Raw genomic sequence first — 16,348 nt, 5'->3', positions numbered from 1 at the left:
CGCGATTGGTGGAGCAGACGATGAACGCGCCCGACACCCCAGACAACAACGTAGTCACCGCCCTGCGCGCCGCGGTCAAGGAGACCGACCGGCTCCGGCGGCAGAACCGGATGCTGGTCGCGGCGGCCACGGAACCGATCGCCGTGGTCGGCATGGCCTGCCGCTTCCCCGGCGCCGTCAACTCGCCCGAAGCGCTCTGGGAGACGGTCGCCGCCGGCGCCGACGTGATCTCCGGCTTCCCCGAGGACCGCGGCTGGGACCTGGCGGCGCTGCGCAACAGCGGCACCGACGCCCGCGACACCGTGGTCAGCCAGCGCGGCGGGTTCCTGGACTGCATCGCCGACTTCGACCCCGGGTTCTTCGGGATCTCCCCGCGCGAGGCGCTCACCATGGACCCCCAGCAGCGGCTGCTGCTGACCACCGCCTGGGAAGCCGTCGAGCGGGCCGGTATCGACGCCACGACCCTGCGCGCCACCCGCACCGGCGCGTTCATCGGCACCAACGGACAGGACTACGCCTACCTGCTCGTCCGCTCCCTGGACGACGCCACCGGCGACGTCGGCACCGGCATCGCCGCCAGCGCCGCCTCCGGACGCCTCTCCTACACCCTCGGCCTCGAAGGCCCCGCGCTGACCGTCGACACCGCCTGCTCGTCGTCGCTGGTCGCCCTGCACCTCGCCGTGCAGGCGCTGCGCGGCGGCGAGTGCACCATGGCCCTGGCCGGCGGCGTCAACGTGATGGCCACCCCGGGCTCGCTCGTCGAGTTCAGCCGCCAGGGCGGACTGGCCAGGGACGGCCGCTGCAAGGCGTTCGCCGACGCCGCCGACGGCACCGGCTGGTCCGAGGGCGCCGGCGTGCTGCTGCTGGAACGCCTCTCCGACGCGCAGCGCAACGGCCACCCGGTGCTCGCCGTGGTCCGCGGCTCCGCCGTCAACCAGGACGGCGCCTCCAACGGCTTCACCGCGCCCAACGGCCCCTCGCAGCAACGGGTCATCCGCCAGGCGCTCGGCAACGCCGGCCTGTCCCCGTCCGACGTGGACGCCGTCGAGGCGCACGGCACCGGTACCCCGCTCGGCGACCCCATCGAGGCGCAGAGCATCCTGGCCACCTACGGCCAGGACCGCACGCACCCCCTGCTGCTCGGCTCGATCAAGTCGAACCTGGGCCACACCCAGGCCGCGTCCGGCATCGCCGGCGTGATCAAAATGATCATGGCGATGCGGCACGGCGTCCTCCCGGAGACCCTGCACGTCGACCGGCCCTCCACGCACGTCGACTGGAGCGCCGGCAACGTCGAACTCCTCACCGACGCCCGCCCCTGGCCCACCACCGGCCGCCCCCGACGCACCGGCGTCTCCTCCTTCGGCGTCAGCGGCACCAACGCCCACGTCGTCCTCGAACAGGCCCCCGACGCCGCCACCCCGGCCGCCCCCGACGCCCCCGCCCGCACCGTACGGTCCCTGCCCTGGCTGCTCTCCGCCCGCACCGGCCCCGCCCTGCGCGACCAGGTCGCCGCACTCCTCGACCACCTCGACGCCGACCGCGCGCCCACCGCGCTGGACACCGCGTTCTCCCTCGCCACCACCCGCGCCGCCCTGGAGCACCGGCTCGCCGTCGTCACCGGCCCGGACGGCGTGGCCGGCCGCGCCGCCCTCACCGCCTGGCTGGCGCACGACACGGCCGCCGACAGCCATGAGGGACACGTCGCCGGACGCACCCGCCGGGCCGTCCTCTTCTCCGGCCAGGGAGCCCAACGCCTCGGCATGGGACGCGAGTTGTTCGCGCGCTTCCCGGTGTTCGCCCAGGCCCTCGACGCCACCGTGGACCTCCTCGACGCCGAACTCGACGGCGACCTGCGCGGCGTCATCTGGGGCACCGACGCCGCCGCCCTGAACGAGACCGGCTCCGCCCAGCCGGCGCTGTTCGCCGTCGAGGTCGCGCTGTACCGCCTCGTCGAATCCTGGGGCGTCACCCCGGACTTCGTGGCCGGCCACTCGATCGGCGAGATCGCCGCCGCGCACGTCGCCGGGGTGCTGTCCCTGGAGGACGCCTGCCGCCTGGTCGCCGCCCGCGCCGCGCTCATGCAGCAACTGCCGCCCGGCGGGGCCATGGTGGCCGTCGAGGCCACCGAGGACGAGGTGACGCCGCTGCTCGCCGACGGCGTCGCGCTCGCCGCGGTCAACGGCCCGACCGCGCTGGTCCTCTCCGGCGACGAGGCCGCCACCCTCGCCGTCGCCGCCCGCCTGGCCGAAGCGGGCCGCCGCACCACCCGGCTCCGCGTCAGCCACGCCTTCCACTCGCCACTGATGGACCCGATGCTGGCCGCGTTCCGCACCGTCGCCGAGGGCCTGACCTACCACGAGCCGCAGATCCCGGTGGTCTCCCACCTCACCGGCACGCTCGCCGACGCCGGCCAACTCGAATCGGCCGACTACTGGGTCCGGCACGTCCGCGAGGCCGTCCGGTTCGCCGACGGCGTCCGCGCCCTCACCGCCGCCGGCGTCGGCCTCTTCCTCGAACTCGGCCCGGACGGCACGCTCGCCGCACTCGCCCAGCAGTCCGCCCCGGACGCCGTCACCGTGCCCCTGCTGCGCAAGGACCGCGACGAGGAGCGGTCCGCGGTCACCGCCCTGGCCCGGCTCCACACCGCCGGCGCCCCGGTGGACTGGACGGCGTTCTACGCCGGCACCGGCGCCCGCCGCACCGACCTGCCCACCTACGCCTTCCAGTACGAGCGCTACTGGCCCAAGACCACCTACCGGCCGGCCGACGCCACCGGCCTCGGACTGACCGCCGCCGACCACCCGCTGCTCGGCGCCGCCATGTCCGTCGCCGGATCCGACGAACTCCTCCTGACCGGCACCCTGTCGCTCGCCACCCACCCCTGGCTCGCCGACCACGCCGTCGGCGGCATGGTCCTCTTCCCCGGCACCGGCTTCCTCGAACTGGCCGTCCGCGCCGCCGACCAGGTCGGTTGCGACCGCGTCGAGGAACTCATGCTCGCTGCCCCGCTGGTCCTGCCCGCCACCGGCTCCGTCCAGATGCAGATCGCGGTCGGCCCCGCCGACCCGGACGACGGCGGCCGCGACCTGCGGTTCTTCACCCGGCCCGGGGACGACCAGGACGCCCCCTGGACCCAGCACGCCACCGGCCGGATCACCGAGGGCGCCCACGTCCTGCCCTTCGACACCACCACCTGGCCGCCCCGCGACGCACAGGCCGTCGACATCGACGGCCTCTACGACCGCTACCGCGCCAACGGACTCGCCTACGGACCCGTCTTCCGCGGCCTGCGCGCCGTATGGCGCCGGGACACCGAGATCTACGCCGAGGTGGCACTGCCGGACGGCGTCACCGACGCCGACGCGTTCGGCCTGCACCCCGCCCTCTTCGACGCCGTCCTGCACGGCACCCTCTTCGCCTCCGCCGATGGCGACGACCGCAGCCTGCTGCCGTTCGCCTGGAACGGCGCCTCCCTGCACGCCTCCGGCGCGGCCTGCCTGCGCGTGCGGATCACCGCCTGCGGCACCGACGCCGTGGAGATCACCGCCGTCGACCCCCAGGGCCGCCCGGTCGTCTCCGTCGAATCCCTCACGCTGCGCGCCGCCGGCCCCGACACCGGCACCGAGGACCGCTTCGACGTCAACTCCCTCTTCCGCATGGACTGGACGCCCCGCACCGTCCACGCCCCCGCCGCCCCCGCCACCTGGGCCGTCCTCGGCGCCGACCCGTTCGGCCTGACCGCCTCCCTCACCGCCGCCGGCCCCGACACCGTCGCGGACCTCCGCCCGCCCGTCACCACCCTCACCGCGCTCACCACCGGCGCCGACCGGCCGGTGCCCGACGTCGTCGCGGTGGCGTTGCGCGGCGCCACCGACCGCGGAGCGGGAGCCGCCCACGACCTGGCCCGCACGGTCCTGGCCCTGCTCCAGGAATGGCTCGCCGAGGACCGGTTCGCCAGGTCCCGGCTCCTGCTCGTCACCCGCGGCGCCGTCGCGGACGGCGAGACCGGCCCGGACGACCTGGCCGCCGCCCCGCTCTGGGGTCTGGTGCGCGCCGCCCAGTCCGAGAACCCCGGCCGACTGCTGCTCGTCGACCTCGACGACGCCCCCGAGTCCGCCGCCCGACTCCCGCTCCTGCCGGCCCTCTTCGACACCGACGAACCCCAGGCCGTGGTGCGCGCCGGCACGGTCCGCGTCGGCCGGCTGGCCCGGCTGGAGTCCGGCCGCGGCCTCGTCCCGCCGCCCGGCACGCCGTGGCGCCTGGGCAGCCGCGCCAAGGGCAGCCTCGACGGCCTCGCGCTGCAACCCCACCCGGAGGCCCGGCGCCCCCTCACCGGCCACGAGGTCCGCGTCGGCATCCGGGCCGCGGGCCTGAACTTCCGGGACGTGCTCAACGCGCTCGGCATGTATCCGGGTGACGCCGGGCTGTTCGGTTCGGAGGCGGCCGGCGTGGTCGTCGAGGTCGGGCCGGACGTCGCGACCCTCGCCCCCGGCGACCGCGTCACGGGCATGCTCTTCGGCGGCTTCGGGCCGCTCGGCATCACCGACGCACGCCTGCTCACCCCCGTCCCCGCCGGCTGGTCATGGGAGACCGCCGCCTCCGTTCCGTTGGTGTTCCTGACGGCCTATTACGCGCTGACGGAGTTGGGCGGGTTGCGGGCGGGGGAGAAGGTGCTGGTGCATGCCGGTGCCGGTGGCGTCGGTATGGCCGCGATCCAGATCGCCCGCCATTTCGGTGCCGAGGTGTTCGCGACGGCGAGTGAAGGCAAGTGGGAGGTGTTGCGGGGGCTCGGCGTTTCCGAGGACCACCTCGCCTCGTCCCGGACCCTCGACTTCGCGACCGCCTTCGCCGGGACCGCCGGGGACGGCGGCCTCGACATCGTCCTGAACGCGCTGTCCGGTGAGTTCGTCGACGCCTCGATGGGGCTGCTCGGCACCGGCGGACGGTTCCTGGAGATGGGCAAGACCGACATCCGCGAGGCCGACACGATCCCGGACGGCCTCTCCTACCAGTCCTTCGACCTCGGCACGGTCGACCCCGCCCGCATCCAGGAGATGCTGCGCGACCTCGTCGACCTCTTCGACCGCCGAGCCCTCACCCCGCTGCCGGTGCGCAGTTGGGACGTGCGGCGCGCCGGCGCGGCGTTCCGCCACATGAGCCTGGCCCAGCACATCGGCAAGATCGTGCTCACCGTGCCCCGCCCGCCCGACCCCGACGGCACCGTCCTGATCACCGGCGGCACCGGCGGCCTGGCCGGCCTGCTCGCCCGCCACCTGGTCACCGAGCACGGCGCCCGCCACCTGCTGCTCGCCGGCCGCCGCGGGCCCGACGCACCCGGCGCCGCCGCACTCCACGCCGAACTCACCGCGCTCGGCGCCGACGTCACCCTCGCCGCCTGCGACGTCGCCGACCGCCCCGCCCTCGCCGCGCTGCTGGCCACCGTGCCCGACGCGCACCCGCTCACCGCCGTCGTGCACACCGCCGGCGTCCTCGACGACGGCATCCTCACCTCCCTCACGCCCGACCGCCTCAGCACCGTCCTCCGGCCCAAGGTCGACGCCGCCTGGCACCTGCACGACCTCACCCGCGAGAACGACCTGACCGCGTTCGTGCTGTACTCCTCCACCGCCGGCGTCATGGGCGGCCCGGGCCAGGCCAACTACGCCGCCGGCAACGCCTTCCTCGACGCGCTCGCCGCCCACCGCCGCGCGCACGGCCTGCCCGCCACCTCGCTCGCCTGGGGCGCCTGGGAACGGGACGCCGGCATGACCGGCCGGCTGAGCGACCAGGACCTGCACCGGGTCAGCGACGCCGGCGGCCAGCCGCTGCTCTCCGCGGCCCGCGGCCTCGCCCTGTACGACGCCGCCACCGCCGCCGACGAACCGCTGATCGTCCCCCTCGGCCCGACCGGCGGCACACCGCCCGCCGCGGCCGCCGTCCCCGCGGTGCTGCGCGGCCTGGTCCGCACCGCCGGCCGCCGCGCCCGGGCCGGCTCCGCCGGCGTGCTCCGTGCCGGCCTGGCCGAACGCCTGGCCACCCTCCCGGAGGACGCACGCGCCCCCTTCCTCGTGGAACTGGTGCGCGCCGAAGCCGCCACCGTCCTCGGCCACGGCTCCGCCGACGCGGTCGACGCCCGCCGGGAGTTCCGGCAGCTCGGCTTCGACTCGCTGACCGCCATCGAACTGCGCAACCGCCTCGGCAAGGCCACCGGCCTCACCCTGCCCGCCACGCTGATCTTCGACTACCCGACCCCCGAACGGCTCGTCGACCACCTCCACGACGCACTCCTCGGCGCGGACGCCCCGACGCCCGTCGCCGCCACCGCACCGGCCGTCGCGACGGACCGCGACCCGATCGTCATCGTCGGCATGAGCTGCCGCTTCCCCGGCGGCGTCGGATCGCCGGAAGACCTGTGGGACCTGGTGGCCGCCGGCACCGACGCGATCACCGGCTTCCCCGCCGACCGCGAGTGGGACCGCCACCCGCCGCTCGGCGGTGCGCCCGGAGCCCCGGCTGGCCAGGGCGGCTTCCTCCGCGACGTCGCCGACTTCGACGCCGCGTTCTTCGGCATCTCGCCGCGCGAGGCCCTCGCCATGGACCCGCAACAACGCATCCTCCTGGAGGTCGCCTGGGAGGCCGCCGAACGCGCCGGCATCGACCCGCAGACCCTGCGCGGCAGCCACACCGGCGTCTTCATGGGCGTCAGCGGCCAGGACTACGCCGGCCTCGTCATGCGCTCCCGCGACGACATCGCCGGCCACGCCACCACCGGCCTCGCCGTCAGCGTCGTCTCCGGCCGCCTCGCCTACGCCCTCGGCCTGGAGGGACCGGCGCTCTCCGTGGACACCGCCTGCTCCTCCTCCCTGGTGTCCCTGCACCTGGCCGCCCAGGCGCTGCGCGCCGGCGAGTGCACCATGGCGCTGGCCGGCGGCGTCACCGTGATGACCACGGCGGCCAACTTCACCGGCTTCTCCCGGATGGGCGGCCTCGCCCAGGACGGCCGCTGCAAGGCGTTCTCCGACTCCGCCGACGGCACCGGCTGGTCCGAGGGCGCCGCGGTCCTCGTTCTGGAACGCCTCTCCGACGCCCGGCGCGCCGGCCACCGCGTCCTCGCCGTGGTCCGCGGTTCCGCCGTCAACCAGGACGGTGCCTCCAACGGCCTGACCGCGCCCAACGGCCCGGCCCAACAGCGGGTGATCCGCCAGGCCCTCGCCAACGCCGGCCTGTCCCCGTCCGACGTGGACGCCGTCGAGGCGCACGGCACCGGCACCCCGCTCGGCGACCCCATCGAGGCCCAGGCGCTGATCGCGACCTACGGCACCGACCGCGACCCCGAACTGCCCCTGTTGCTCGGGTCGGTGAAGTCCAACATCGGCCACACCCAGTCCGCCGCCGGCGCGGCCGGCCTGGTCAAGATGGTCATGGCCATGCGGCACGGCACCCTGCCGCGGACCCTGCACGTCACCGAACCGTCCTCGCACGTGGACTGGTCGGACGGCACGGTACGGCTGCTCACCGAAGCGATCCCGTGGCCGCGGACCGAGCGGCCCCGCCGGGCCGGGGTCTCCTCGTTCGGCATCAGCGGCACCAACGCCCACGTCGTCCTGGAACAGCCACCGGCCGAGCCCGCCCCGGCGGACCGTGCGGCGCCGCCCGTGGTGGCCTGGCCCGTCTCCGCGCGGACCCCCGCCGCCCTCGACGCCCAGGTGGACCGGCTGCGCGCCGCCGCCCCCGCCCTCGCGCCCCTGGACGCCGCGCACAGCCTGGCCGGCGGCCGCACCCTCTTCGAGCACCGCGCCGTCCTGCTCGCCCCCGGCGACGGACCGACGCTCGACGGCGCCGCCCTGAGCGAGGTGGCCCGGGGCACCGCGACCCCGCACCGCACCGCGTTGTTGTTCTCCGGCCAGGGGGCCCAGCGGCTGGGGATGGGGCGGGAACTGCATACCGCGTTCCCGGCGTTCGCGGCGGTGTTCGACGAGGTCGTCGCGTTGTTGGACGCGGAGTTGGCCGCCGGTCCGGGCGCGAACGCGTCACTGCGTGCGGTGATGTGGGGGGATGACCGCGGGGCGTTGGACCGGACGCTCTTCACCCAGCCGGCGTTGTTCGCGGTGGAGGTGGCGCTGTTCGGGTTGGTGTCGTCGTGGGGGATCAGGCCGGAGTACGTCGCCGGGCATTCCGTGGGAGAGATCGCGGCCGCGCAGGCGGCCGGCGTCTTGTCGTTGGCGGATGCCTGTCGGTTGGTGGTGGCGCGGGCCCGGCTGATGGACGCGTTGCCGGCGGGCGGCGTGATGGTGGCGGTGGCGGCCGCCGAGCAGGACGTGGTGCCGCTGTTGGCCGAGGACGTGGCGATCGCCGCGGTCAACGGGCCGGAGTCGGTGGTGGTCTCCGGGGCGGAGGCGGCCGTTGCGGGGGTGGTCGACCGACTGGTGGAGCGCGGTCACCGGACCCGTCGCCTGTCGGTCAGCCATGCGTTCCACTCGCCGCTGATGGACCCGATGTCGGATGCGTTCCGGTCGGTGGTGGAGCGCCTCGCCTTCGCGGAGCCGCGGATTCCGGTGGTGTCCACCGTGACCGGTGCGGTGGCCGCGGCGGGCGAGTTGTCCCAGGCCGAGTACTGGGTGCGGCACGTCCGGGCGGGCGTCCGGTTCCACGACGGCGTGCGGACCCTCGCCGACCGGGGGGTGACCGCGTTCTTGGAGGTCGGCCCGGACGGGGCGCTGTCCGCGTTGGCCGCGGCCGCGTTGCCCGACGCGGAGGCCGTGGTGGTGCCTGCCCTGCGCAAGGACCGGGACGAGCCGACCGCCCTGCTCACCGGCCTCGCCCGGCTGCACGTGGCCGGCGTCGACGTCGACTGGGGCGCCGCGCTGGCCGGCACCGGGGCGCACGGCACCGACCTGCCGACCTACCCGTTCCAGCGCGAGCGGTTCTGGCCGGAGCTGGCCGCCGAGCACGGCACCGCCGACGCCGCGGACGCGCAGTTCTGGGCCGCGGTGGAACGCACGGACGTGCACGAGCTGGCCGCCCGCCTGGCCGTCGACGACGCTCAGCTCGGCGCCGTCCTGCCCGCGCTGTCCGCCTGGCGCACCCGGCACCGCGCCGACGCCGCCGCCAACGCCCTTCGCTACCGGGAGGGTTGGGAGCCGCTGCCCCTCGACACCACGCGGCACCCCGGCAGCGCCCTGGTGCTGGTGCCCGCCGCCCTCGCCGACGACCCGTGGAGCACCACGGTCGTCGCCGCCCTCGGCCCGGACACCCACCGGGTGGACGTGCCGACCGACGGCACCGACGGGGCCGCGCTCGGCGCCCTCCTCACCGCGGCGGCGCACGACACCGCCCCGACCGCGGTGGTCTCCCTCCTCGCGCTCGACGAGACCGCCGGCGACGACGCGCTGCCGGCCGGCACGACCGCCACCGCCGCCCTGGTGCAGGCCGTCGCCGACACCGCCTGCCCGGCCCCGCTGTGGGTCGTCACCCGCGGTGCCGTCGCCGCCCTCCCGGACGACCGGCCGACCGCCCCCGCCCAGGCCGCCGTCTGGGGCCTCGGCCGGGTCGCCGCCCTCGAACTCCCGCAGCACTGGGGCGGGTTGCTCGACCTGCCCGTGGAACTCGACGAGCGCACCGCACAGCGCCTGCCCGCCGTCTTCGCCGGAGCCGGCGACGAGGACCAGATCGCGCTGCGCGCCACCGGCGCCCACGGCCGTCGCCTCACCCCGGCACCCGCCCCCGAGGGCGCCCCCGACGCCGCCTGGCAGCCGACCGGCACCGTCCTGATCACCGGCGGCACCGGGGCGCTCGGCCGGCACGTGGCCCGCTGGCTCGCCGCCCGCGGCGCCGACCACCTGCTGCTGCTCGGCCGCCGCGGCCCCGACGCGCCCGGCGCCGCCGAGCTGACCGCCGAACTCACCGCCCTCGGCGCCCGCGTCACCCTCGTGGCCTGCGACGCCGCCGACCGGAAACAACTGACCCGGGTCCTCGCCGACGTCCCGCGGGACTGCCCGCTGACCGCCGTCGTGCACACCGCCGGCGTGCTCGACGACGGCGCGCTGACCGGCCTCACCCCGGACCGGCTCGCCCCGGTCTTCCGCGCCAAGGTCGCCTCCGCCGTCCTCCTCGACGAGCTGACCCGGGACACCGACCTGGCGGTCTTCGCCCTGTTCTCGTCCGTCGCCGGCGCGGTCGGCAACCCTGGCCAGGCCGGCTACGCCGCCGCCAACGCGGTCCTCGACGCACTCGCCGAACGCCGCCGCGCCCAGGGCCTGCCCGCCACCTCGCTCGCCTGGGGCGCCTGGGCCGGCGACGGCATGGCCGCCCGGCCCGCCCGCCCCGGCGCCGACCCGGTCGGCCTGCTCGAACCGGACGTCGCCGTCCCGGCCCTGGCCCGGGCCGTGACCGAACCGCAGCCCACCCTCGTCCTCGCCGACCTCCAACAACCCCACCTGCTCGAATCCCTGCTGGCCCTGCGCCCCAGCCCGCTCCTGAGCCGACTGCCGGCGGCCCGCACCGCGGCCCGCGCGGTCCAGGAGGCGCACCGCCGACACGCCGGCGCCGCGGCCGACCTGCGCGACCAACTGGCCGGCACGGCCGCCGCCGGCCGCCCGGCCGCCCTCCTGCGCGTCGTCCGCACCACGGCCGCCGCGGTCCTCGGCCACACCGGCACCGACGCCATCCGGGCCGACAAGCCCTTCCGCGACCTCGGCTTCGACTCGCTGACCGCGGTGGAGCTGAGCCGCACCCTGGCGGCGACCACCGGTCTGGCCCTGCCGCCCAGCCTCGTCTTCGACCACCCCACACCGCGGGCGCTCACCGACCACCTGCTGACCGAACTCACCGGCGCCCGGCCCGAAGCCGCCGCCGCGACACCGCCCGCACCGACCATCGCGCCGGACGACGACCCGATCGTCGTCGTCGGCATGGCGTGCCGCTTCCCCGGCGGCGTCACCTCGCCCGAGGACCTCTGGCAGCTCCTCACCGAGGGCCGCGACGGCATCGACGCGTTCCCCACCGACCGCGGCTGGGACCTCGACCTGCTCGCCGGCGACGGCCACGGCCACAGCGCCACCCGGGTCGGCGGATTCCTCCACGACGCCGCGGACTTCGACGCCGGCTTCTTCGACATCTCCCCGCGCGAGGCCCTCGCGATGGACCCCCAACAGCGGCTCCTGCTGGAAACCGCCTGGGAAGCCGTCGAACGCACCGGCACCGACCCGGCCCGGCTGCGTGGCACCCGCACCGGCGTCTTCGTCGGCACCAACGGCCAGGACTACGCCGGCCTCGTGCTGCGCGCCCAGGAGGACGTCGAGGGGCACGCCGGCACCGGACTGGCGGCCAGCGTCCTCTCCGGCCGGCTCGCCTACGCCTTCGGCTTCGAGGGCCCCGCGGTCACCGTCGACACCGCCTGTTCCTCGTCGCTGGTCGCCCTGCACTGGGCCGTCCAGGCGTTGCGCGCCGGCGAGTGCACCCTGGCCCTGGCCGGCGGCGTCACCGTCATGACGACCGCCACCAGCTTCGCCGGCTTCACCCGCCAGGGCGGTCTGGCACCCGACGGCCACTGCAAGGCGTTCTCCGACACGGCCGACGGCACCGGCTGGTCCGAGGGCGTGGGCGTCCTCGTCGTCGAACGCCGCTCGGACGCGGTCCGCAACGGTCACGAGATCCTGGCGGTGGTGCGTGGTTCGGCGGTCAATCAGGATGGTGCGTCGAACGGTCTGACCGCGCCGAACGGTCCGTCTCAGCAGCGGGTGATCCGTCAGGCGCTGGCCAGCGCGGGCCTGTCCCCGTCCGACGTGGACGCCGTCGAGGCGCACGGCACCGGCACCACCCTGGGCGATCCGATCGAGGCCCAGGCGCTCCTGGCCACCTACGGTCAGGACCGCGACCCGGACCGTCCGTTGCTCCTGGGGTCGGTGAAGTCCAACCTCGGCCACACCCAGGCCGCCGCCGGCGCCGCCGGCCTGATGAAGATGGTGCTGGCCCTCCGACACGGCACGCTCCCGCGCACCCTGCACGTCACCGAGCCCTCCACCCGGGTCGACTGGTCGGCGGGCGCGGTGCGGCTGCTCACCGAGCGCACCGCCTGGCCGCGGACCGATCGTCCGCGCCGGGCCGGGGTCTCCTCGTTCGGCATCAGCGGCACCAACGCCCACGTCATCCTGGAGCAGCCGCCGGCCGGGCCCACCCCCGCGGCCCCCGCCGACCACCCCACCCGGACGCCCGCCGTCCTCCCGTGGGTCGTCTCGGCCCGCTCGGCCACCGCGCTCGACGCGCAGCTCGCGCGGCTGCGGGCGTTCGCCGCCGGGCACCCGGGCCTGCCGCCCGCCGACGTCGCCCACTCGCTCGTCACCAGCCGCGCCACCTTCGACCACCGGGCGGTCCTGCTGGCCACGCCCGACGGCCTCGCCGAGGCCGCCCGCGCCGAGGCCCGGGAACGCGGCACCGCGTTCCTCTTCTCGGGGCAGGGTGCTCAGCGGCCGGGGATGGGGCGGGAACTGCACGCCGCCTTCCCGGTGTTCGCGGCGGCCTTCGACGAGGTCGTGGCGCTGCTGGACGCGGAACTGGGCGCCGCTGCCGGTGTGGACGTGTCCCTGCGGGAGGTGATGTGGGGCGAGGCGTCGGAGCTGTTGGACCGCACGCGCTTCACGCAGCCGGCGCTGTTCGCGGTGGAGGTGGCGCTGTTCAGGCTGGTGGCCTCGTGGGGGGTCGGGCCGGAGTACGTGGCCGGGCATTCGATCGGCGAGATCGCGGCGGCCCATGCGGCCGGGGTGTTCTCGTTGCCGGACGCGTGCCGGTTGGTGGTGGCGCGGGCCCGCTTGATGGAGGCGTTGCCCGCGGGTGGCGTGATGGTCGCGGTGGCGGCGGCCGAGGCGGAGGTGGCGTCGCTGCTCGTCGAGGGCACCGCGATCGCCGCGGTCAACGGGCCGCTGTCGGTGGTGGTCTCCGGGGCGGAGGCGGCCGTGGCGCGGGTCGTGGACCAGTTGGTGGAGCGGGGGCGGCGGACCCGCCGGCTGACGGTCAGTCATGCCTTCCACTCGCCGCTGATGGATCCGATGCTGGACGCCTTCCGGACCGTCGCCGAGGGTCTGGAGTACCACCCGCCGCGCCTGCCCGTGGTGTCCAACATGACGGGCGAGGTGGCCACGGCGGAGGAGCTGTGCGCGGCCGACCACTGGGTCCGGCACGTCCGGGCCACCGTGCGGTTCGCCGACGGCGTCCGGACCCTGGCCGGGCGCGGCGCCACCGCGTTCCTGGAGATCGGCCCCGACGGCGTGCTGTCCGCCCTGGCCGCGGCCTGCCTGCCCGACACGGACGCCGCAGTGGTACCCGTCCTGCGAAAGGGCCGCCCCGAGGAGCGCACCGCCCTCACCGCCGCCGCCCGACTCCACGTGGCCGGCGTGGACATCGACTGGACCGCGGTCCTGGCCGGCACCGGCGGGCGGCGGATCACCCTGCCCACCTACGCCTTCCAACGCGAGCGGTACTGGCCCTCGCCCGCCGCACGGGCGCCCGGCGACGCCGGCGGGCTCGGCCTGGAAGCCGGGCGGCACCCGCTGCTCGGGGCCGCGACCACGGTCGCCGGATCCGCGGAGGTCCTGCTCGCCGGCCGGGTGTCGACCACCGACCAGCCGTGGCTCGCGGCCTACGAGGAGGACGGCCGCACCGTCCTGCCGGCCGCGGCCCTCGCCGAACTCGCCGTCCACGCCGGAGACCGGGCCGACTGCCCGACGGTGGCGGAACTGACCGTCGCCGCACCGCTCGTCCTCACCGGCGCGGAGGCCCAGCGCCTCCAGGTCCGGGTGGCCGCCCCCGACGACACCGGCCGGCGCGCGCTGTCCGTGCACGCCCGACCCGACGACGCCCCCGACACCCCCTGGACGCTGCACGCCACCGCGGTCCTCACCCCCGACACCCCGCAGCCCCCGAGGCCCGACACCGTCTGGCCACCGGAGCACGCCGTGCCGCTCGACGCCCCGCCCGCCACCACCGGCCCGGCCGCGCTCACGGCGGCCTGGCAGCGGGGCGACGCACTCTGCGTCGAGATCGAGCTGCCCGAACCCGGCCCGGCGGAGCGGGCGTTCGCGCTGCACCCGGCGCTCCTGGACACCGCGGTCCGCGCCGGCGGCCTGCTGGACGGCGACCCCACCCGGGACGCCCTCGGCTGGCGGGGCCTCGCCCTGCACGCCGCGTCCGCCACCGCCCTGCGGGTCCGCCTCACCCCCAACGGCGCGGACACCTGGACCTTGGAGGCCGCCGACCCGCAGGGCGCACCGGTCGTCTCCGTCACCGGGCTCACCCTGGGCACGCCCACCGTCGAGCAGTCGGAGGCCGGGACGGCCGAGGGCGGCGCGACCCTGCTCGACGTGGACTGGGTGCCCGTGCCCCAGGCCGCGCACACCGGCGGCGACCGGCTCCCGTACGCCGTGCTCGGTGACGAACTCACGGCTGTGGAACCGGAGTTGTGGACGACCGGCGACGGGCCCGGGCGCTTCGCGTCCCTGGCCGCACTGCTGGACGGCGGTGCGCCGCCGCCCCCGCTCGTCCTTGCACCGCTGCTCGGCGCGCCGCCCGGGGACGGCGACCTGCCCGCCGCGGTGCGCACCACCACCACGGCGGTGCTGGAACTGCTCCAGCGCTGGACCGCCGACGCCCGCACCGCGGACGCGCGCCTGGTCATCGTCACCCGCGGCGCCGTGGCAGCCGGGGCGGAGGACGTGGCCGACCTGGCGGCGGCCCCGGTGTGGGGACTGGTCCGCTCGGCGCAGTCCGAACACCCGGGCAGCTTCCTGCTCCTCGACCTCGACCCCGCCGACCCCACGGGCGCCCTCCACGCCGCCGCACCGGACGCCCTGACGGCCCTCCTCGACGCCGGCGAGACGCAGGTCGCGGTGCGCGGCGGTGCGCTGACCGTCGCCCGACTGACCCGGGCCGTCGACGGGCCGGACGCCTCCGCCCCGCACCCGGTGCGGGCCTGGGACCGCGACGGCACCGTCCTGCTCACCGGCGGCACCGGCGGACTGGCCGGTGTCCTGGCCCGCCACCTGGTCACCGGACACGGCGTCAAGCACCTGCTGCTCGCCGGTCGCCGCGGCCCGGACGCGCCCGGCGCGACCGCACTGCGCGACGAACTGGCCGGGCTCGGCGCCGAGGTCACCGTCGCCGCCTGCGACGCATCCGACCGCACCGCCCTGGACGCACTCCTCGCCCAGCTGCCGCCGGAGCACCCGCTGACCGCCGTCGTGCACACCGCCGGCGTGCTGGACGACGCCACCGTGGGCGCGCTGACGCCCCGACGGCTGGACCGCGTGCTGCGCGCGAAGGCCGACGCCGCCTGGCACCTGCACCAAGCCACCCGCGGCCTCGACCTGGCCGGCTTCGTCCTGTACTCCTCGGTCGCGGGCGTCACCGGCGGCCCCGGCCAGGGCAACTACGCCGCCGCCAACGCCTTCCTCGACGCGCTCGCCGCCCACCGCGCCGCCCGGGGCCTGCCCGGCCTCTCGCTGGCGTGGGGGCCGTGGGGACCGGACGCCGGCATGACCAGCACCCTCGGCGCCGCCGACCTGGCCCGCCTGGAACGCTCCGGAATGCCGCCGCTCACCCCCGCCCAGGGCCTCGCCCTCTTCGACGCCGCCGGCGCCCGGGGCGCCGGGCTCACCGTGGCGACCCGCCTCGCCCAAGGCCCCGCCGCACCGGGCGACGGCCGGGTCCCCGCGCTGCTGCGGGTCCTGGTGCGCGGCCGGCGTCGCACGGCGGCCGCGGCCGGGCACGGTGGTGGACCGGCCCGACGACTGGCCGCCCTGGACCCCGCCCAGCGGGAGTGGGCACTGCTCGACCTGGTCCGCACCGAGACGGCCGCGGTGCTCGGGCACACCGGGCTGGACGCCGTTCCGGCCGAACGGGACTTCAACCGGATGGGCTTCGACTCGCTGATGGCGGTCGAACTGCGGACCCGGCTGGCCGCGGCCACCGGGACCCGGCTGCCGGCCGCGCTCGTCTTCGACCACCCGACGCCGCTCGCGGTCGCCCGGCACCTCCACTCGACGCTGCCCGGCGCCGCCACCGCCAGCGCCGACCCGGAGCGGTCCCCGCTGGCCGAACTCGACCGGATCGCGGCCGAGTTGACGCCGGACGCCGTGGACGAAACCACCCGCCAGGGCGTCGTCGGCCGGCTGCGGCACCTGCTGGCCCAATGGGACGGCACCCGGCAGGACGACGGCGGGCCGACCGTCGACGCCCGCATCGAAGCGGCGAGCGCCGACGAGGTCCTCGCCTTCATCGACCACGAACTCGGCCGGCAGGCGGACTCCTGACCCGCTCGACCCCCGCCGCACGCGCGCACCACATCTGAGGAAGG

At 76.5% G+C, this 16,348-nt stretch carries 1 protein-coding gene; it reads left to right on the top strand.

Translation table 11 applies throughout. The features are described 5' to 3' along the window. Window positions 1–20: 20 nt before the first annotated feature. A complete protein-coding gene (locus tag ACLJT4_RS24005) occupies window positions 21–16,304 on the top strand; it encodes a type I polyketide synthase (protein ID WP_411125033.1) in 16,284 nt (5,427 codons plus the stop codon). Window positions 16,305–16,348 lie beyond the last annotated feature (44 nt).

Origin of the sequence: Streptomyces sp. x-19, from assembly GCF_046549115.1 — a bacterium.
Taxonomy (GTDB): Bacteria; Actinomycetota; Actinomycetes; order Streptomycetales; family Streptomycetaceae; genus Streptomyces; species Streptomyces albulus_C.
This window is presented reverse-complemented; position numbering and strand designations above follow the sequence as displayed.